General features: G+C 60.6%; 18 protein-coding genes. 10 read left to right on the forward strand and 8 right to left on the reverse strand.

The window, feature by feature from the left end:
* Nucleotides 1–10: 10 nt before the first annotated feature.
* The 5 genes from etfA to ACA058_RS28640 all read right to left on the reverse strand — a co-directional run bounded on the left by etfA (nt 11) and on the right by ACA058_RS28640 (nt 7,025).
* The gene (gene etfA, locus ACA058_RS28620; RefSeq protein WP_497636896.1) at nt 11–1,231 is read right to left on the reverse strand and encodes an electron transfer flavoprotein subunit alpha; all 1,221 of its coding nucleotides are present in this window, start codon (nt 1,229–1,231) and stop codon (nt 11–13) included.
* The gene (gene dgcB / locus ACA058_RS28625; protein WP_497636897.1) at nt 1,231–3,180 is read right to left on the reverse strand and encodes a dimethylglycine demethylation protein DgcB; all 1,950 of its coding nucleotides are present in this window, start codon (nt 3,178–3,180) and stop codon (nt 1,231–1,233) included. The genes etfA and dgcB overlap by 1 nt, the downstream gene beginning before the upstream one ends.
* Before the next feature lie 182 nt (nt 3,181–3,362).
* The gene (gene dgcA, locus ACA058_RS28630; protein WP_497636899.1) at nt 3,363–5,423 is read right to left on the reverse strand and encodes a dimethylglycine demethylation protein DgcA; all 2,061 of its coding nucleotides are present in this window, start codon (nt 5,421–5,423) and stop codon (nt 3,363–3,365) included.
* Nucleotides 5,424–5,438: 15 nt separating this feature from the next.
* A complete protein-coding gene (locus tag ACA058_RS28635) occupies nt 5,439–5,969 on the reverse strand; it encodes a DUF5943 domain-containing protein (RefSeq protein ID WP_007975505.1) in 531 nt (176 codons plus the stop codon).
* 78 nt (nt 5,970–6,047) lie between these two features.
* On the reverse strand, nt 6,048–7,025 hold the full coding sequence (locus tag ACA058_RS28640) for a dipeptidase (protein WP_497636900.1): 978 nt from the start codon (nt 7,023–7,025) through the stop codon (nt 6,048–6,050).
* 235 nt (nt 7,026–7,260) lie between these two features.
* On the opposite strand from ACA058_RS28640, the gene ACA058_RS28645 reads away from it, so the two are divergent.
* From ACA058_RS28645 to ACA058_RS28660, 4 genes are all read left to right on the forward strand, one after another.
* On the forward strand, nt 7,261–7,662 hold the full coding sequence (locus ACA058_RS28645; RefSeq protein WP_497636901.1) for a lysozyme inhibitor LprI family protein: 402 nt from the start codon (nt 7,261–7,263) through the stop codon (nt 7,660–7,662).
* Between the two features lie 133 nt (nt 7,663–7,795).
* A complete protein-coding gene (locus tag ACA058_RS28650; protein WP_497636902.1) occupies nt 7,796–8,008 on the forward strand; it encodes a type II toxin-antitoxin system RelE family toxin in 213 nt (70 codons plus the stop codon).
* Entirely contained in the window at nt 7,992–8,315 is a 324-nt protein-coding gene (locus ACA058_RS28655) for a helix-turn-helix domain-containing protein (RefSeq protein WP_497640019.1), read from the forward strand. Before ACA058_RS28650 ends, ACA058_RS28655 begins: the two co-directional genes overlap by 17 nt.
* 33 nt (nt 8,316–8,348) lie before the next feature.
* Nucleotides 8,349–8,765, forward strand: a complete 417-nt coding sequence (locus ACA058_RS28660; RefSeq protein WP_497636903.1) for a DUF3010 family protein — start codon at nt 8,349–8,351, stop codon at nt 8,763–8,765.
* 131 nt (nt 8,766–8,896) lie between these two features.
* Here the strand turns inward: ACA058_RS28660 and ACA058_RS28665 are convergent, their stop codons facing one another.
* Nucleotides 8,897–9,841 (reverse strand): GlxA family transcriptional regulator, encoded by a 945-nt coding sequence (locus ACA058_RS28665; RefSeq protein WP_497636904.1) that lies wholly within the window; start codon nt 9,839–9,841, stop codon nt 8,897–8,899.
* 224 nt (nt 9,842–10,065) lie between these two features.
* On the opposite strand from ACA058_RS28665, the gene ACA058_RS28670 reads away from it, so the two are divergent.
* From ACA058_RS28670 to ACA058_RS28695, 6 genes are all read left to right on the forward strand, one after another.
* Nucleotides 10,066–11,010 carry a choline ABC transporter substrate-binding protein gene (locus tag ACA058_RS28670; protein ID WP_497636905.1) on the forward strand — a complete coding sequence of 315 codons (945 nt, stop codon included), beginning with the start codon at nt 10,066–10,068 and terminating at the stop codon, nt 11,008–11,010.
* 74 nt (nt 11,011–11,084) lie between these two features.
* Nucleotides 11,085–11,972 (forward strand): 3-dehydrocarnitine:acetyl-CoA trimethylamine transferase CdhC, encoded by an 888-nt coding sequence (gene cdhC, locus ACA058_RS28675; protein WP_497636906.1) that lies wholly within the window; start codon nt 11,085–11,087, stop codon nt 11,970–11,972.
* Between the two features lie 227 nt (nt 11,973–12,199).
* The gene (locus tag ACA058_RS28680) at nt 12,200–13,165 is read left to right on the forward strand and encodes an L-carnitine dehydrogenase (protein ID WP_497636907.1); all 966 of its coding nucleotides are present in this window, start codon (nt 12,200–12,202) and stop codon (nt 13,163–13,165) included.
* A 101-nt stretch (nt 13,166–13,266) separates the two neighbouring features.
* Nucleotides 13,267–13,743: a thioesterase family protein gene (locus ACA058_RS28685; protein WP_497636908.1), complete on the forward strand. Its 477-nt coding sequence runs from the start codon at nt 13,267–13,269 to the stop codon at nt 13,741–13,743.
* 12 nt (nt 13,744–13,755) lie between these two features.
* Complete coding sequence (locus ACA058_RS28690) at nt 13,756–14,919, forward strand: gamma-butyrobetaine dioxygenase (protein WP_497636909.1); 1,164 nt, start codon at nt 13,756–13,758, stop codon at nt 14,917–14,919.
* Between the two features lie 379 nt (nt 14,920–15,298).
* A complete protein-coding gene (locus ACA058_RS28695) occupies nt 15,299–15,565 on the forward strand; it encodes a hypothetical protein (protein ID WP_497636910.1) in 267 nt (88 codons plus the stop codon).
* An 83-nt stretch (nt 15,566–15,648) separates the two neighbouring features.
* Here ACA058_RS28695 and gbdR read toward each other — a convergent pair whose 3' ends face one another.
* Nucleotides 15,649–16,752, reverse strand: a complete 1,104-nt coding sequence (gbdR, locus tag ACA058_RS28700; RefSeq protein WP_497636911.1) for a choline metabolism transcriptional regulator GbdR — start codon at nt 16,750–16,752, stop codon at nt 15,649–15,651.
* A gap of 552 nt (nt 16,753–17,304) precedes the next feature.
* A complete protein-coding gene (locus ACA058_RS28705; protein WP_497636912.1) occupies nt 17,305–18,681 on the reverse strand; it encodes an L-serine ammonia-lyase in 1,377 nt (458 codons plus the stop codon).
* Nucleotides 18,682–18,863 lie beyond the last annotated feature (182 nt).

Here is an 18,863-nt window from a genome sequence, read left to right on the forward strand (position 1 = left end):
TTTCCTTTCCTTAAGCCGCATCGCGCTTGGCGTCGTTGCGATAGGCCTCAACCGCCGCGACCAAGGCACGAAGAATCTCGGCACTCTCGCCGATTACCGACAGGTCTGCCCGTTTGATCATGTCGCAGCCTGGGTCGAGGTTGATCGCCACCACCTTGTCGCAGGCGCCGATGCCCTGCAGGTGCTGGATCGCCCCGGAAATCCCCACCGCCACGTAGACCCGCGCGGTGACCCAGGTGCCGGACGCGCCGACCTGACGGTCGCGAGCCATGAAACCATCGTCCACCGCCACCCGGGACGCGCCTTCGGTGGCGCCAAGGGCTGCGGCGGTCTGGTGGAACAAATCCCAATCCTTGACCCCGTTGCCGCCGGAGAAAATGAATTCGGCCTCGGCCATGGGAATCGCCGCCGGGTCCACCGCCACCGCCCCCAGATCCTCGATGCGCGAGAGACTGCGGGCGACGGTTGTGGATAACTCCACCGGCAATGCTTCGTGACGGGTTTCGCTGACCGGCTCGGCGCATTCGACGGCAGCCAGGATCAACCGTGCAACCGGACGCGCCAGGTCTTGTAAACCGGCACCGGCGCGACCGATGCACTCTTGATCCTTGACCTGCCAGACCCGCGTGGCCGGGCGTTCACCCAGGGCAGCGGCAAAGCGCCGACCCAATTCGCCACCGCCGCTGCGACTGTCCGGCAGCAGCCAGTGACGCGGGCTGAACTGGTTATCCACAGCCCGCAGGCCCTGCACTCGTTGTTCCGGTGCATAACCGCTGAACTCGTCGCCTTCCAGTACCAGCACGCGATCGACGCCAGCCGAGGCAAAGGCGATCTCTTTATGTTCGCCGAAGATCACGGCCAGGACCGCGCCGTCCTTGCCGGCCAATTGATGAGCCAGACCGAGCAAGTCGCGGTCGTGGCTGCTCAAACGGCCACCGACCATGTCCGGCACCACGCTGATGTAGAACGCCGGTGCAGGCACCTGATGCAGCGGCAATTGCACTTCAACGGCGGCAGTACGCTTGGTCGCCCCGCCTTGCTGAACTCCGCTGCGGTCAATGCGCTTGATCCCGTTGGGGCCGATGAAGCCGATGCCATGGGGGTTCTTGCGGATGACGCCGTTAGGCCCCATCCAGCTGTGTTGCGCCGGTTGCATGGCCGCGTGCAACGGGTGCAGGCGGTTGCGGGCAATCCATTCGGCACGGGGGTCGCGGCGGATAATGTCGCTCATCAGTGCACCTCCGCAGGTTCACGTTGGGCCGGTGTGGCCGGCTTGCTCGGCGCCTGATCTTCAAGCAACGCGTCGGCCACCAGTTCGGCAATGTCCTTGATCAGAGGTCGCGGCTCGACCACGCCTTCAAGCATCGCGGTGCACTGCGGGCAGCCCACGGCCACCAGTTCGGCGCCCGTCTCGCGGATGTCTTCCATGCGCATGTCGGGGATACGCTGCTTGCCCGGAATGTCGGTGATCGGCGCACCGCCGCCACCGCCGCAGCAGCGCGAACGGAAACCGGAGCGTTGCATTTCCTTGACCTCGATGCCGAGCGCGCGCAAGACCTGCCGCGGCGCCTCGTATTCGCCGTTGTAGCGGCCGAGGTAGCACGGATCGTGATAGGTCACGCTGTCGCCTTTGTGCTGGCCGAGGTTCAACGCGCCAGCATCGATGATTTCCGCCATGTAGGTGCTGTGGTGCTGCACCAGGTAGTTGCCATCGAAAGCGCCGTATTCGTTTTTCAGCACATGGAAGCTGTGCGGATCGCAGGTGACGATGCGGTTGAAGCTGTACTTGGCCAGGGTCTGGATGTTGCGTTTGGCCAGCAACTGGAAGGTTGCCTCGTCGCCCAGGCGTCGGGCCACGTCACCGCTGTCGCGCTCTTCGAGGCCGAGTACCGCGAAGTCGATTTTCGCCGCTTTCAACACTTTGACGAACGCGCGCAAGGTGCGCTGGTTGCGCATGTCGAAGGCGCCGTCGCCGACCCAGAACAGCACGTCGGTGGATTTCTTTTCGCTGAGCAGATTGAGGTTCAAGTCCGCCGCCCAGTTCATCCGCCCGCCCGGGGCGAAGCCGCCCGGGTTGTCGGTGGCGATCAGGTTTTCCAGGACTTCGGCGCCCTTGTTCGGGGTCGCGCCTTTTTCCAGGGTCAGATGGCGACGCATGTCGACGATGGCATCGACGTGCTCGATCATCATCGGACATTCCTCGACGCAGGCGCGGCAAGTGGTGCACGACCATAGGGTTTCGGCGTCCACCAGACCGTTGACGATCGGCTGGTGCGGATTACCGGCGTGTTCGCCAATCGGTTTGCCGGGATAAGGGCTGCCGGCGAATTTGGCATCGGTGCCGCCGGCCAGGCCGACGACCATGTCCTGAATCAGTTTCTTCGGGTTCAACGGCTGACCGGCGGCGAATGCCGGGCACGCCGCTTCGCATTTACCGCACTGCACGCAGGCGTCGAAGCCGAGCAATTGGTTCCAGGTGAAATCCTTGGGTTTTTCCACGCCCAGCGGTGCGCTTGGGTCGTTCAGGTCCAGCGGTTTCAAACCGGTGGATCGACCGCCACCGAAGCGCTCGGCGCGACGGTGCCAGGCAAGGTGCAGGGCACCGGCGAAGGCGTGCTTCATCGGGCCGCCCCAGGTCATGCCGAAGAACAGCTCCGAGACGCCCCACAACACACCGACAAAAAGAATTGCTGCCAGAATCCAGCCGCCGAAGTTTTCCGGAAGGATGCCTGCGACCGGCAGAGTCATTACAAAGAACGAAGCCGAGAACGCCAACAAACTTTTCGGCAGGCGCATCCACGGGCCTTTGGACAAACGGGCCGGAGGATTGCGTCGGCGCAGGTAGACGAAAATCGCCCCCACGAACATCACTGCGGTCATCAGCAACAGCGCATAACCGAGCAAACGGTTATGCAGGCCGAAACCGTGAACCAGTATCGCCAGCACGATGGATGCCACCGCGCCGCCGGCCGTGGCGACGTGAGTGTTGGCGATGTATTTGTCCCGCGCCACCACGTGGTGCAGGTCGACCATGTAGCGCTTGGGCATGGCGAACAGGCCGCCGATCAGGTCGACTTTCGAAGCACGACCTCGGCGCCACATGGACACCCGCCGCAACGCGCCCAGAACCGCGAGGCCCAAGGCAGCGAACAACAGGATTGGAAGAAGGGTGTTCAACATGGTGAAGCTCCCAAAGACCGCAGGGTCTTGCAGGCCAAACTACCTGGATGCCTTGCCCGATTCCCTGTAGGAGCGAGCCTGCTCGCGAAAAACCTGAGAACGTCGCGTTACATCAGTCTGCCCGCGCCATCGTTCACGTCCATCGCGAGCAGGCTCGCTCCCACAGGCTTATGTGCAAGCTCTTAGAAATCCTTGCACAGCCGCAGCGCGTCGTAGATCGCCGCGTGCACGTTGCGCTGGGCCACACAGTCGCCGATGCGGAACAGCAGGTAGCCGTCCCCGCTCTGCTCCAGGCAAGGCTGCGGCTTGATCGCGAACAAGGCTTCGACGTCGATCTGGCCTTTGTTGCGCGAGCCTTCCTTCATCGCGTAATAGATTTCTTCGTCCGGACGCACGCCGTTCTCGATGACCACCTGGTCCACCACCCGCTCCTCTTTGGCGCCGGTGTATTCGTTTTCCAGCACCGCCACCAGCTTGTCGCCTTCGCGGTAGACCTTCTCCAGCATCATGTCGCCGGTCATGATCACTTCTTTCGGGTACATGCTGCGGTAGTAGGTCGGGAACGACGTACCGCCAATCGCCACGCCCGGCTTGATGTCATCGGTGACGATCTCGACCTGGCTGCCCTTGTCGGCGAGGAAGTCGGCGGTCGACATGCCGGTGAATTCGCAAATGGTGTCGTAGACCAGTACGTTCTTGGCAGGTGCAACCTTGCCATCGAGGATGTCCCAGCTGCTGACCACCAGGCCTTCAGCCGCGCCCCAGTGTTCGTTCTGCTCGACGAACGGATGACCGCCGACGGCGAGCACCACCACGTCCGGACGCAGGTCCATGATGGTTGGCGCATCCGCCGCGGTGCCCAGGCGCAGGTCGACTTTCAGGCGTGCCAGTTCCAGCTGGTACCAGCGGGTGATACCGGCGATCTGGTCCCGCTGCGGCGCTTTCGACGCCGTGGTGATTTGGCCGCCGATGAATTCCTTTTTCTCGAACAGGGTCACGTCGTGGCCACGCTCGGCGGCGACCCGGGCAGCTTCCATACCGGCAGGGCCGGCCCCGACCACCACCACCTTGCGTTTCACGCCGGTGGTTTTTTCGATGATGTGCGGCAGGCCCATGTATTCACGGGAGGTCGCCGCGTTCTGGATGCACAACACGTCCAGGCCTTGATACTGACGGTCGATGCAGTAGTTGGCGCCGACGCATTGTTTGATCTGGTCGATCTGGCCCATCTTGATCTTGGCGATCAGGTGCGGGTCGGCAATGTGCGCGCGGGTCATGCCGACCATGTCGACGTAACCGCCTTCCAGAATCCGCGTGGCCTGGTTCGGGTCCTTGATGTTCTGCGCGTGCAGCACCGGAACCTTGACCACTTCCTTGATGCCGGCGGCCAGATGCAGGAACGGCTCCGGCGGGTAGCTCATGTTCGGAATCACGTTGGCCAGGGTGTTGTGGGTGTCGCAACCCGAACCCACGACGCCGAGGAAATCGAGCATGCCGGTGTCGTCGTAATATTTGGCGATCTGCTTCATGTCCTCGTGGGACAGGCCATCCGGGTGGAACTCGTCACCGCAGATGCGCATGCCCACGCAGAAATCGTCACCGACCTCGGCGCGCACGGCTTTCAACACTTCCAGGCCGAACTTCATGCGGCCTTCGAAGCTGCCGCCCCATTCGTCGGTGCGCTTGTTGACCCGCGGGCTCCAGAACTGGTCGATCATGTGCTGGTGCACCGCTGACAGTTCGACACCGTCCAGGCCACCGGCCTTGGCGCGGCGGGCTGCCTGCGCGTAGTTACCGATCACCCGCCAGATTTCTTCCGGCTCGATGGTCTTGCAGGTGGCACGGTGCACCGGCTCACGCACGCCTGATGGCGACATCAGCGTCGGCCAGTTGAAGCCGTCCCAGCGCGAGCGCCGGCCCATGTGGGTAATCTGGATCATGATCTTGGCGCCGTGCTTGTGCATGGCGTCGGCAAGATTCTGGAAGTGAGGAATGATGCGGTCGGTGGACAGGTTTACCGAACTCCACCACTCCTGCGGGCTGTCGATGGCCACGACGGACGAACCGCCGCAGATCGCCAGGCCGATCCCGCCCTTGGCCTTCTCTTCGTAGTACTTGACGTACCGGTCGGTGGTCATGCCGCCGTCGGTCGCATAGACCTCGGCGTGCGCGGTGCTGAGCACGCGGTTACGGATGGTCAGTTTGCCGATCTGGATCGGCTGGAACATTGCTTCGAAAGCCATGGCGGGTTCCTCGACTTACAACGGCTTGACGATGAACAAGCCATCTTCGTGGCCCTCTTCGGAGCCACCGTAGACTTGCTCGGCCACGGTGCGGATCTTGCTGCCGCGAGCGGCGAGGATCTGGTCCATCGCGCCGGCAAACCAGCCGGTGAACATGTAGTCGACCTTGCGCCCGACCTTGCCGTAAACGTAGACGAATGCCGAGTGTTCGAGCTTGACGCTGGCGGTGCCTTTATCGAGGTCGATGTCCTGGATCTTGAACAGGCCCCAGCCGCGCTGCGACAGCCGCTTCATGTAGTGCTCGAACACCGCGACGCCTTCCAGGCCGTGGCATTCGGCTTCTTTTTCACACCAGTGCCAGGCGGACTTGTAGCCGGCCTTGTAGAGAATCTCGGCATAGGCTTCGGCGCCCAGCACTTCCTCGATGCCCATGTGATTGTTGACGAAGAAATGACGCGGCACATACAGCATCGGCAGGGCGTCGGACGTCCAGACACCGGTCTCGCTGTCGACTTCGATAGGCAATTGCGGGGCGATCTTGGCCATGGAAACTTAACTCCAGAAAAATTTTGGTATTGCCTGCGGCGCGAATGGCCGCAGGTAAGGATTCAGAAGTGCGGCGGCTTATTCGCCCCAGACGTCTTTCAAAACGTTGACCCAGTTTTCGCCCATGATCTTGCGCACCACGCGCTCGGAGTGGCCGCGCTTGAGCAGGGTTTCGGTGAGGTTCGGGAACTCGCCGACGGTGCGGATGCCCAGCGGGTTGATGATCTTGCCGAAGCTGGTCAGGCGGCGGGCGTAGCCCTTGTCGTGGGTCAGGTACTCAAAGAAGTCCTGGCCGTGACCCTGGGTGAAGTCGGTGCCGATGCCGATCGAGTCTTCGCCGACGATGTTCAGGGTGTATTCGATGGCTTCGGCGTAGTCGTCGATGGTCGAATCGATGCCCTTGGCCAGGAACGGCGCGAACATGGTCACGCCGACGAAACCGCCGTGGTCGGCAATGAACTTCAGTTCTTCATCGGACTTGTTGCGCGGGTGCTCTTTGAGACCCGACGGCAGGCAGTGGGAGTAGCAGACCGGTTTTTTCGATTCGAGGATGACTTCTTCGGAAGTCCTGGAACCGACGTGGGACAGATCGCACATCACGCCGACACGGTTCATCTCGGCAACGATTTCACGACCGAAGCCCGACAGGCCGCCGTCACGCTCGTAGCAACCGGTACCCACCAGGTTCTGGGTGTTGTAGCACATCTGCACAATACCGACGCCGAGCTGCTTGAACACCTCGACATAGCCGATCTGGTCTTCAAAGGCGTGGGCATTCTGGAAGCCGAAGAGGATGCCGGTCTTGCCCTGTTCCTTGGCCTTGCGGATATCAGCGGTGGTACGTACCGGAATCACCAGGTCGCTGTTCTCGCGGATCAGCTTCTGGCTGGCGGCGATGTTGTTGACGGTGGCCTGGAAGCCTTCCCACACCGACACCGTGCAGTTGGCCGCGGTCAAACCGCCCTTGCGCATGTCTTCGAACAGCTCACGGTTCCACTTGGCAATAATCAGCCCGTCGATAACGATGCTGTCGGCGTGCAATTCGGCTGGGCTCATCAGGCTGTCCCCTTATTAGCGATTCATGCGCCGAATCGTCTGCCGGCGCTTTGGGGCCAGCATATGCCTGAGGGACGGGGCAGCCGGGTGCAAAAACGACAGGGGGTTTGCCGAAAGCGTCAATCCGCGACAAAGGGTCGTCGCAAGGCATAATTGCCGACCTGTTCAAGCCGTTCTGCTTGGGCCAGAATTCGCCACATCTCTAGATGCTTCACTGGATGGGAGCGGCAACCACATGAAATTCATCTTCTTGGCTTTGGCACTGATTGCGACCGGCGTGCACGCCGCCGAGGAGTCCGACGACACCCCCTGCGACAAAGTCGAAAACGACGTCCAGACCCTGGAATGCTCCGCCTTCAGCAAAACTACCGCCGAAGATCTGCTGAGCGAGAACTACAAAAGCCTGGCCGAACGCATGCAGTCGCTCTATGGCAAGAATCCGTCGCAATTGGCCGACATCACCGCCAAGATCAAGGCAGCGCAACAGCAATGGCTGAAAACCCGCGACGCCGATTGCGCCATCGAAGCCTTCCCGGCCACCGCCGGCAGCAAGGCATTCACCATCGCGCAAAATGATTGCGTGGCGCGGATGAGTGATGAGCGGTCGGAGTTTTTGGAGTTGATTGGGCAGGAGTGAGCCGAGCAACATCCCGACATGCTTCGTTCATTGGCCGACGATGAAATATAAGTAAGGATTGGCATATCTTATAAAAGACTTATATTCTCTCATGAACAGTATTCACTGGACTCGATAGGCCGTTAAGCAGCTTTTGAAATTGCATTCCGCTCACCAGATCCAGGTTCGTGATGCCGTCACGGCGCTGACTGACATACCTGATATAGGCAACGTCAAAGCACTGGTCGGTCATGACTACGCCTATCGACTTCGAGTAGGTCACTACCGAGTCATGTTCGATTGGGATGGCGCAATCAAAGTTGTCAGTATTCAAGAGGTCAAAAAACGCGATGAACGCACCTACTGACGTTCAAATCATCAACGACGCAGATGGAAATCCTGCTTTCGTGGTCATTCCCTACGCGCAATATGTCGCGCAGAGGATTGAGCCCGATCTGATTCCCCATGAAGTCGTCAGCCGTATTGTCGATGGTGCGACGCCGATTCGCGCCTGGCGCGAACACTTGAACCTTACACAGGATGAAGTGGCCAAACGCATGGGTATCTCCCAACCAGCTTTCGCCCAGCAGGAAAACGTCGCGAAGCCGCGCAAGGCCACCCGCGAAAAAATTGCTGCGGCGTTTGGCATCACCGCCAATCAACTTGAGCTGTAAGCTGCACGCCTTCAGCCAGAAAAGGGATTCAACATGAAAGTTTGCGGCATCGAAATCAAAGGCAGCGAAGCGATCATTGCCGTGGCCGCTCTTGAAGGCTCGGCGCTGAACCATGTCGCGCTCGCCACCAAGAAAATCGCTCTCGACGATGACGACGAAGCCGCCAACGTCAAAGTGTTCGCGGCTCAGGTTGCGTCGTTCGTGCGGGAGAATTCGATTGATCGGATCGTCATCAAGAAACGAGGAAAGAAAGGTGAGTTCGCTGGCGGGCCGACTACGTTCAAAATCGAGGGTGTTTTCCAGTTGTTGGAAAATTGTGAGGTGACGCTGTTGTCGCCGCAGACGATCAATGCGCAAGCCAAGAAACACGGTTTTGAGCCGTCGGAGACGCTGAACAAGTATCAGCATGAGGCGTACAAGGCGGCTTGCTCGGCGCTCATGAAGAAGTAACAGGTCTCTCAACCCATACCAATTCACTGTGGGAGCGGGCTTGCCCGCGATGGCGGAGTGTCAGTCATCATCAATGTTGAATGTGCCGCCCTCATCGTGGGCAAGCCCGCTCCCACAGGTTTTCAAGGTGTCTATACTTTCGCGGTACGCCGATCCTCCCTCGGGCAACGCTCGAACTTCGCCCGATAACTCCGGGTGAAATACGACGGCGATTCAAACCCGCAAGCAATGCTCACTTCCAGCACGCTCATGTCGGTCTGGCGCAACAACTGCCGAGCCTTTTCCAACCGCAACCGCAGGTAGAAATTGCTCGGTGTGTCGTTCAGGTGCAGGCGGAATAACCGCTCCAGCTGACGCCGCGTCACTTTGATCGATTCCGCCAACTCCAATGTACTCAGCGGCGGTTCGCTGTGCTGCTCCATCTCACCAATTACATGCACCAGTTTCTTGTTACTGATGCCATAACGCGTGGCGACTTCCATACGCTGGTGGTCTTTACGCGGGCGGATGCGGCCGAGCACGAATTGCTCGCTGACCTGGATCGCCAGTTCCGGGCCGTGGGCCTGGGCGATCAGATCCAGCATTAAATCAATGGAGGCGGTGCCGCCGGCAGAGGTAATGCGCCGACGGTCGATTTCGAACAGCTCCTGGGTGACGCTGAGCTGCGGATAGGACTCCTTGAAGGCGTCGATGGCTTCCCAGTGCAGGGTCAGGCGGTGGCCGTCGAGCAGGCCGGCTTCGGCGAGGATAAAGCTGCCGGTGTCGATGGCGCCGAGGGTCACGCCTTCGTTGTCCAGCCGGCGCAGCCAGTGCTCCAGCGCCGGGGTGGCGAATTTCAGCGGCTCGAAGCCCGCCACCACCAGCAGCGTCGCGCCTTTTTTCAGCGGCTCCAGCGCCGCATCGGCGTTGACCGACATGCCGTTGCTGGCCAGCACCGCCCCGCCATCGGCGCTCAATACATGCCAGCGATACAGCTCGCCACGGAAGCGATTGGCGACCCGCAACGGCTCGATGGCCGAGATGAATCCAATGGCCGAGAAACCCGGCATCAACAAGAAATAGAAATCCTGGGACATGGAGCGCACTCGATAGGCAGGTAACGAAAAGCCGGGTAACGAGAGGACGGGAAGCGTGAGGACGTTGATACGCCACTTGCCAGCGGCATTCAAGAGCACAGGTCGCCGCAGTGCAAGAGTCGGTCGCCGCAGTGCGCTTTCGTGCCACATTAGCTGCGTAACGTGACATCACCGGCGCACAGACGACCGGACCCACAATAATGAAACTGCCGAGGAACCTGAGAATGAAACGACTGATCAGCAGCTGTGTTCTTGCACTCAGTGGTACCGCTTTCCTGAGCGCCAGTGTCATGGCCGCCGAACCCGCCGCGTGCCAGAACGTGCGCATGGGTGTAGTGAACTGGACCGACGTGATCGCGACCAGTGCGATGACCCAGGTATTGCTCGATGGCCTCGGCTACAAAACCAAACAAACCAGCGCCTCCCAGCAAATCATCTTCGCCGGGATTCGCGATCAGCGCCTGGACCTGTTCCTGGGTTACTGGAACCCGCTGATGACCCAGACCATCACCCCGTTCGTCGACGCCAATCAGGTCAAGGTGCTGGAAGCGCCAAGCTTGAAAGATGCCCGCGCTACCCTCGCCGTACCGACTTATCTTGCCGACAAAGGCCTGAAAACCTTCGCCGACATCGCCAGGTTCGAAAAAGAGCTGGGCGGCAAGATCTACGGCATCGAGCCAGGCTCGGGCGCCAACACCCAGATCAAGGCGATGATTGCCAAGAACCAGTTCGGCCTCGGCAAGTTCCAGCTGGTCGAGTCCAGCGAGGCCGGCATGCTCGCGGCGGTGGATCGCGCTGTGCGCCGCAATGAAGCCGTGGTGTTCTTTGGCTGGGCGCCGCACCCAATGAACGTCAACGTACAGATGACCTATCTCTCCGGCAGCGACGACGCCCTCGGCCCGAACGAAGGCATGGCCACGGTCTGGACCGTCACCGCGCCGAAATACGCCGAACAGTGCCCGAACATCGGTCGCCTATTGAGCAACCTGACGTTCACCGCCGAAGACGAGAGCCGGATGATGCAGCCGCTGCTGGATCACAAGGACGCCTTCGAGTCGGCCAAGCAATGGCTCAAAGATCATCCACAAGACAAGCAACGCTGGCTCGAGGGCGTCACCACCTTCGATGGCAAACCGGCTGCTGAAAACCTGAAACTGACCAGCAAATAACCCTGAACCGAACAACCGCCTCGCAGCCCGACAGGGCTGCGAACGGGACCACCACGCCTGAAGGAAACCGTCTCATGAACCACGACGTCATCATCACCTGCGCACTCACCGGTGCTGGCGACACGACCGCCAGGAGCCCACACGTGCCGGTCACCCCGAAACAGATCGCGGCTGCCGCCGTGGAAGCCGCCAAGGCCGGCGCCACCGTGGTTCACTGCCATGTCCGCGACCCTGAAACCGGCAAGTTCAGCCGCGACGTGGCGCTGTACCGCGAAGTGATGGAGCGCATTCGCGAGGCCGACGTCGACATCATCGTCAACCTCACCGCCGGCATGGGCGGCGACCTGGAAATCGGCGCTGGCGAGAACCCGATGGAGTTCGGCCCGAACACTGACCTGGTTGGTCCGCTGACCCGCCTGGCCCACGTCGAAGAACTGCTGCCGGAAATCTGCACCCTCGATTGCGGCACGCTGAACTTCGGCGATGGCGACACCATTTACGTCTCCACCCCGGCGCAGCTGCGTGCTGGTGCCAAGCGTATTCAAGAGCTGGGCGTCAAGCCTGAGCTGGAGATTTTCGACACCGGTCACCTGTGGTTCGCCAAGCAGATGATCAAGGAAGGCCTGCTCGACAATCCGCTGTTCCAACTGTGCCTGGGCATCCCGTGGGGCGCGCCGGCCGACACCACCACCATGAAAGCCATGGTCGACAATCTGCCTGCAGACGCCGTGTGGGCCGGCTTCGGCATCGGCCGCATGCAAATGCCGATGGCCGCGCAAGCCGTGCTGCTGGGTGGCAACGTGAGAGTCGGGCTGGAAGACAATTTGTGGCTGGACAGGGGCGTACTGGCGACCAACGGTCAGTTGGTTGAACGTGCCAGCGAAATCCTCAGCCGCCTCGGCGCCCGCGTTCTGACCCCGGCTGAAGGCCGCAAGAAAATGGGCCTGACCCAGCGCGGATAAACCCACACACCTTTTGACCCTGTGGGTGTGGGCTTTTTTGGCGAGGGGATTTATCCCCGCTGGGGCGCGAAGCGGCCCTAAATCGGTGAATACGGTGTTTCAGTTACACCGCATTCACCGGGATTACGACTGCTTCGCAGCCGGACGGGGCGGTGCGACGTTTCGCTAAATCCCCTCGCCACAAGAGCCTGTTCCCACAAGGAATCACCGTTTTTTAGGAAGTCGCCATGAGCTTTATCACCGAAATCAAAACCTTCGCCGCTCTGGGCAGCGGTGTCATCGGCAGCGGCTGGGTGTCCCGCGCCCTTGCCCACGGCCTCGACGTAGTTGCATGGGACCCTGCACCCGGCGCCGAAGCCGCCCTGCGCCAACGCGTCGCCAATGCCTGGGGCGCGCTGGAGAAACAAGGCCTGGCGCCCGGTGCCTCGCAGGATCGCCTGCGCTTTGTCGCGACCATCGAAGAATGCGTGCGCGACGCCGATTTCATCCAGGAAAGTGCCCCTGAACGCCTTGAACTGAAACTGGAACTGCACAGCAAGATCAGCGCCGGGGCCAAGCCCAATGCCTTGATCGGCTCCAGTACCTCCGGCCTGTTGCCAAGTGAGTTCTACGAGAGTTCGACTCACCCGGAACGCTGCGTGGTCGGGCACCCGTTCAACCCGGTTTACCTGTTGCCACTGGTGGAGGTGGTCGGCGGCAAAAACACCGCCCCCGAAGCCGTGCAAGCGGCGATGAAAGTCTACGAATCCCTCGGCATGCGCCCGCTGCACGTGCGCAAGGAAGTGCCGGGATTCATCGCCGACCGCCTGCTCGAAGCGCTGTGGCGCGAGGCGTTGCACCTGGTCAACGACGGTGTGGCGACCACTGGCGAAATCGACGACGCAATTCGTTTTGGCGCCGGCCTGCGCTGGTCGTTCATGGGCACGTTCCTGACCTACACTCTGGCCGGCGGCGATGCGGGCATGCGCCACTTCATGGCGCAGTTCGGCCCGGCATTGCAGTTGCCGTGGACTTATTTGCCAGCGCCGGAGCTGACCGACAAGCTGATCGACGATGTGGTCGATGGCACCAGCGATCAACTGGGCACCCACAGCATTTCGGCGCTGGAACGCTATCGTGATGACTGTCTGCTGGCGGTGCTGGAGGCGGTGAAAACCACCAAAGAGAAGCATGGGATGGCGTTTAGCGAGTAATGCGCCAGCAGGAGCGGCCCCGCCCCTTCAAGTCTAAACATACAAGCGAGCTTGCTCGCGATAGCGGCAGGTCAGTCACCACACATTTGGAATCCCACAACATGCCTGCACTAACCATCTACCAAACAAGAATCATCCCCGACTGGGTCGACTACAACGGCCACCTGCGCGACGCCTTCTACCTGCTGATCTTCAGCTACGCCACCGATGCACTGATGGACCGCCTGGGCATGGACAGCAACAACCGCGAAGCCAGCGGCAACTCACTGTTCACCCTGGAGCTGCACCTTAATTACCTGCACGAAGTGAAGCTCGACGCCGATGTCGAAGTGCATACGCAGATCATCGGCCACGACAGTAAACGCCTGCACCTCTACCACAGCCTGCATCTGGTGGGCGACGCGAAGGAGCTGGCGGGCAACGAGCAAATGCTGCTGCACGTCGACCTCGCTGGGCCAAGCTCCACTCCATTCAGCGAAGTGACCCTGGGGAAACTGCAAGCCATCGTCGCCGAACAGACCGACCTGCCCGCCCCCGCCTACATCGGCCGAGTGATCGCATTACCGCCAAAAAAATAACAAGGAGATCGCATGAACACCGCCGCCGCTTTTGCCGACTTCCGTACTTATCCGTTGATCAGCGCGCTGACAGGCGTGCAGGCCTTGGCGGATCGTGTCCTGGTGAAGTGGGCCGACAACCGCGTCAGTCCCTTCCACCATCCGTGGCTGCGGGACAATTGCCCGTGCCCGCAATGCGTCTACACGGTGACTCGCGAACAGGTGCTGGAAATCGTCGATGTACCGGACAACCTGATGCCTGTCCAAACCAGCGTCGATACTGAAGGTTGCCTGAGTATCCAGTGGCAGGATGGCCACCTCAGCCGCTTCGACCCTGGCTGGTTGCGAGCCCACGCCTATGACGACGAATCCCGCGCCGAGCGCCTGGCAGGCAAGCCCAAAGCCAGGCTTTGGCACAGTGACTTGCAGTTGCCGGTGTTCGAGTATCAAGCGCTGATGAACGACAACCAGGCTCTGTTGCAATGGCTGCTGGTCGTGCGCGACACCGGCCTGACCCAGGTCCGTGGCGTACCCACCGAGCCCGGCTCGCTGAAGCAGGTCGCCCAGCGCATTTCCTTCATCCGCGAGAGCAATTTCGGCGTGCTGTTCAACGTGCAATCCAAGGCCGATGCCGACAGCAACGCCTACACCGCTTTCAACCTGCCGTTGCACAGCGATCTGCCGACTCGCGAGTTACAACCGGGACTGCAGTTCCTGCATTGCCTGGTCAACGATGCCGAGGGTGGCGAGAGCATTTTTGTCGATGGTTTTGCCATCGCCGAGGCGCTGCGCAGGGAAGACCCGGAATCATTCCAGAGCCTCTGCGAGATTCCCGTGGAATTCCGCAATAAAGACCGCCACAGCGACTACCGTTGCCTCGCACCGATCATCGCACTGGATGGCTTGGGGCAAGTGTCGGAAATCCGCATGGCGAACTTTTTGCGGGGGCCGTTCGATGCTTCGGTGGAGCAGATGCCCAAGCTCTATCGTGCCTATCGCCGCTTTATCGCGATGACTCGCGAGCCTCGCTTTCGCTTGATGCAGCGGCTCAACCCTGGCGAGTTGTGGTGCTTTGACAACCGCCGCACCTTGCACGCCCGCAACGCCTTCGACCCTGCCACCGGGGCTCGGCATTTCCAAGGCTGTTATGTGGATCGGGATGAATTGTTGTCGCGCATTCTTGTGTTGCTACGCTAGACCGCGTCATCGTTCATCGCGAGCAGGCTCGCTCCCACAGGGGATTTGTGCACGACGCAGATCAAATGTGGGAGCGAGCCTGCTCGCGATGGCGTCATTCCTGACAACATCTTCCCCATTGATTCACAGGCAAAAAAAGCCCCGATCAAGCCGTGACAGGATCGAGGCAGAGGGTACTGTTGAGGAGCTGCCGTGCGAAGGTGACCAAACCCTCGTGAAGCGAGCTGGGTCCAGTGTGCCGACTCTCATCGCCGGTAAATAGCCCGAAAACGACCTGTTCATAGTCAATGCTGCCATTACGACAAATCGCCCTTGCCGCCACTGCGTGCCACTACCAGAATCGAGCCACGAGACCATTCCCAGAAGAAGGATTTGCGTCATGATGCACGCCGATTTGATAGACCAGGAAGACCTGTTGGGCAAGCTCAAGTCATTGGGCTTTCAAGTGCCGAGCGGCGCCACGGCCGAGCAGGCTTGCGAATTTGCTGTGCGAGGTCTGAACAACGAACGGGCCATCGTGCTGCGCACCATGGTCAAGCAGATGTACACCAGCAGCGCGACGATCCTGCCGGCTGTGCGCCAGGCCATCGACAAGCAGTTGCTGCCAGCGTTGGCGGAGTACCAACAGAGCCACGTTGCCCGATAAATCGAATCGCGAGCAAGCTCGCTCCCACAGGTTCAACGAATAACCTGTGGGAGCGAGCTTGCTCGCGATGAAATTGATGCGGTTTAAAGCCTTACGCTAGCGAAAGTCGACTCATTACGCGCCTGACTCAGCGCCGACAACGGCCCGGACAACGGCGACAGCACCAATGCCTGCGGCAGCGGCATCATCGCCACTTGCTGCGTGGTGTTGGAACCTACGCGCTCGTCGCGCGGCGGAATGCCGAAGTATTCGCGGTAGCACTTGGAGAAGTGCGGCGTGGACACGAAGCCACAGACCGATGCCACTTCGATGATCGACATCGGCGTTTGCTTGAGCAGTTGCCGCGCGCGGATCAAGCGCAGTTTCAGGTAGTAACGCGACGGCGAACAATGCAGGTATTTCTGGAATAGCCGCTCCAGCTGACGACGGGACACGGCGACGTACACCGCCAGTTCGTCGAGGTCGATCGGCTCTTCGAGGTTGGCTTCCATCAGCGCGACGATTTCCTGCAACTTCGGCTGATTGGTGCCGAGCATGTGCTTGAGCGGCACGCGCTGGTGATCCTGCTCATTGCGGATGCGCTCGTAGACGAACATTTCCGAGATCGCGGCCGACAGCTCACGACCGTGATCGCGGCTGATCAGGTGCAGCATCATGTCCAGCGGCGCGGTGCCACCGGAGCTGGTGAAGCGGTTACGGTCAAGGGTGAACAGGCGGGTACTCATGGCCACCCGCGGAAACGCTTCCTGCATCGACGCCAGGCATTCCCAGTGCACGCTGCAATCGAAACCGTCCAGCAGGCCGGCGCACGCCAAGGCCCAGCTGCCCGTGCAGACCGCACCCAGGCGACGGGACTGACGCGCCTGGCTCTGCAGCCATGACACGTGTTCACGGGTAACAGTGCGTTGAATACCGATACCACCGCAGACGATCACGGTGTCCAGAGGAGGCGCTTTGTGCATGGAGGCGTCAGGTGTGATCTGCAGACCGTCACTGGCCCAGACTTGACCGCCATCGACGGTGAGGGTGGTCCAGCGATACAGCTCGCGGCCGGACAACTGGTTGGCCATGCGCAGCGGTTCGACTGCGGAGGCCAGGGAAATCAGCGTGAAATTGTCCAGCAGCAGAAAGCCGATGGATTGAGGCGCACGGTTCTGGGGTTGGGCCCCGGAGTTGAACGACGTCATCGCGGTATCTCCTCACACAAAGCGGGTGATGGCCTCAGGCGGAGGCTCTTGTTATTGCCATCGTTCTCGCGTGGGAGACGGGCTTTGTAATGACAGAGCAATTGCCATGCCTAAATTTGAATGCGCGTTCAATAACTCCTAAAAACGACGTCGGAATGTGTCTATATATGACGAGCAGGGAGTAGAGGTTATAAGTGCCATCAATGGCGGTAAGCGCTCTGCCCCGTTGCGTGTGAGCAAATTGGTAGCACTTGTGGGAACAGAGCTACAGGGAGCTCTGTAAGAGTGTCACCGCAGGCACGGGTGACGGATGGTCAGGAGCGTTGCGGATCCCTGACCGTGTGAAAGTCGTTTACCTGTTTGCGACGCGCCAAAAGGTGGCGCGTGTTGTAGCAGGTGTTCACTTTACGCGCAGTTTTGACTGGTCTGTGGCTGTCACGATTCCTGTGGCGAGGGGATTTATCCCCGTTGGACTGCGAAGCGGCCCCAAAAAAATGGGACTGCTGCGCAGTCCAACGGGGATAAATCCCCTCGCCACAGGGCGACTCGATCTCAGCATTCAACCGCACTAACCGCCAACCCACCCCGCGACGTCTCTTTATATTTGTCATGCATATCGGCACCGGTATCGCGCATGGTGCGAATCACTCGGTCCAGGGAGATAAAGTGCTGACCATCGCCTCGCAAAGCCATTTGCGCCGCGTTAATCGCCTTCACCGCCGCAATCGCGTTGCGCTCGATGCACGGCACCTGCACCAGGCCGCCCACCGGATCGCACGTGAGCCCCAGGTTATGCTCCAGGCCGATTTCCGCCGCGTTACACAGTTGTTCCGGTGTGGCGCCAAGGATTTCCGCCAATCCAGCCGCCGCCATGGCGCAGGCCGAGCCGACTTCGCCCTGGCAACCGACTTCGGCACCGGAAATCGAGGCGTTCTTCTTGCACAGAATCCCGACCGAAGCCGCGCCGAGCAAGTAGTCGACGACATTGGCGTCGGTCACGTGCTCGCTGAACTTCATGAAGTAGTGCAACACCGCCGGAATGATCCCGGCCGCCCCATTGGTCGGTGCCGTGACCATGCGCCCGCCGGCGGCGTTCTCTTCGTTGACCGCCAGGGCGAACAGGTTGACCCACTCCATGGCGCTCAGCGTCGAGCCGATCACGTTGGGCTTGTTCAGCTCCTGCAAGCTGCGATGCAATTTGGCCGCGCGACGGCGCACGTTCAGGCCGCCGGGCAGGATACCCTCGTGCTTGAGGCCGTGCTCGACGCAATCCTGCATGGCGCGCCAGAGGTGCATCAGGCCACTGCGAATTTCCTCTTCGCTGCGCCAGACCTTCTCGTTGGCCATCATCAGCTCGGCCACTCGCAGGTTGTGCTTTTTACACAACTCCAGCAGCTCGGCGGCGCTGGAAAAATCGAACGGCAGCATGGTGCGATCCATATCGACCACACCGCTGCTGGCTTGCGCCTCATCGACGACAAAACCGCCACCGACCGAATAGTAGGTATCGCGATGCAACTCGCCGTCATCGCCTTCGACAATCAGGGTCATGGCATTGGGGTGAAAGGGCAGGTTTTCATCGATCAGGCGCATGTCCCTGGCCCAGATGAACGGGACCGGCAGGCGGCCGTCGAGCAACAACGTGCCGGTTTCGCGCAGGATGTCGATGCGAATGCCGATTTGCGACGGATCGATCGCGTCCGGCCACTCGCCCATCAGCCCCATGATCACCGCGTTGTCGCTGCCGTGGCCGATGCCGGTGGCCGACAGCGAACCAAAGAGCTGCACGTCGACACGTCGAACGTGCTCAAGCTGCCCCCGTTCGCGCAAGCCCTGCACGAACAGCGCCGCCGCCCGCATAGGCCCCACGGTGTGTGAACTGGAAGGGCCGATGCCGATTTTGAACAGGTCGAAAACACTGATAGCCATTGCTGCCGGACTCCTAGATGTGCCAACTCCAGGCGCAGGAGCGCCCGGTGACGGAGCTGCTACGCTCAAGCTGCAATCCGTCGGGATGGCCGCATCATCAGGCTTTTATCCTGTCGTTCGACGTCTCACACCGACGCACTCATGTCCACGAACGCCGCGTGTCTTTCACGTCGTGTTTTCGC

The sequence above is a fragment of the Pseudomonas sp. LBUM1649 genome, assembly GCF_059716155.1.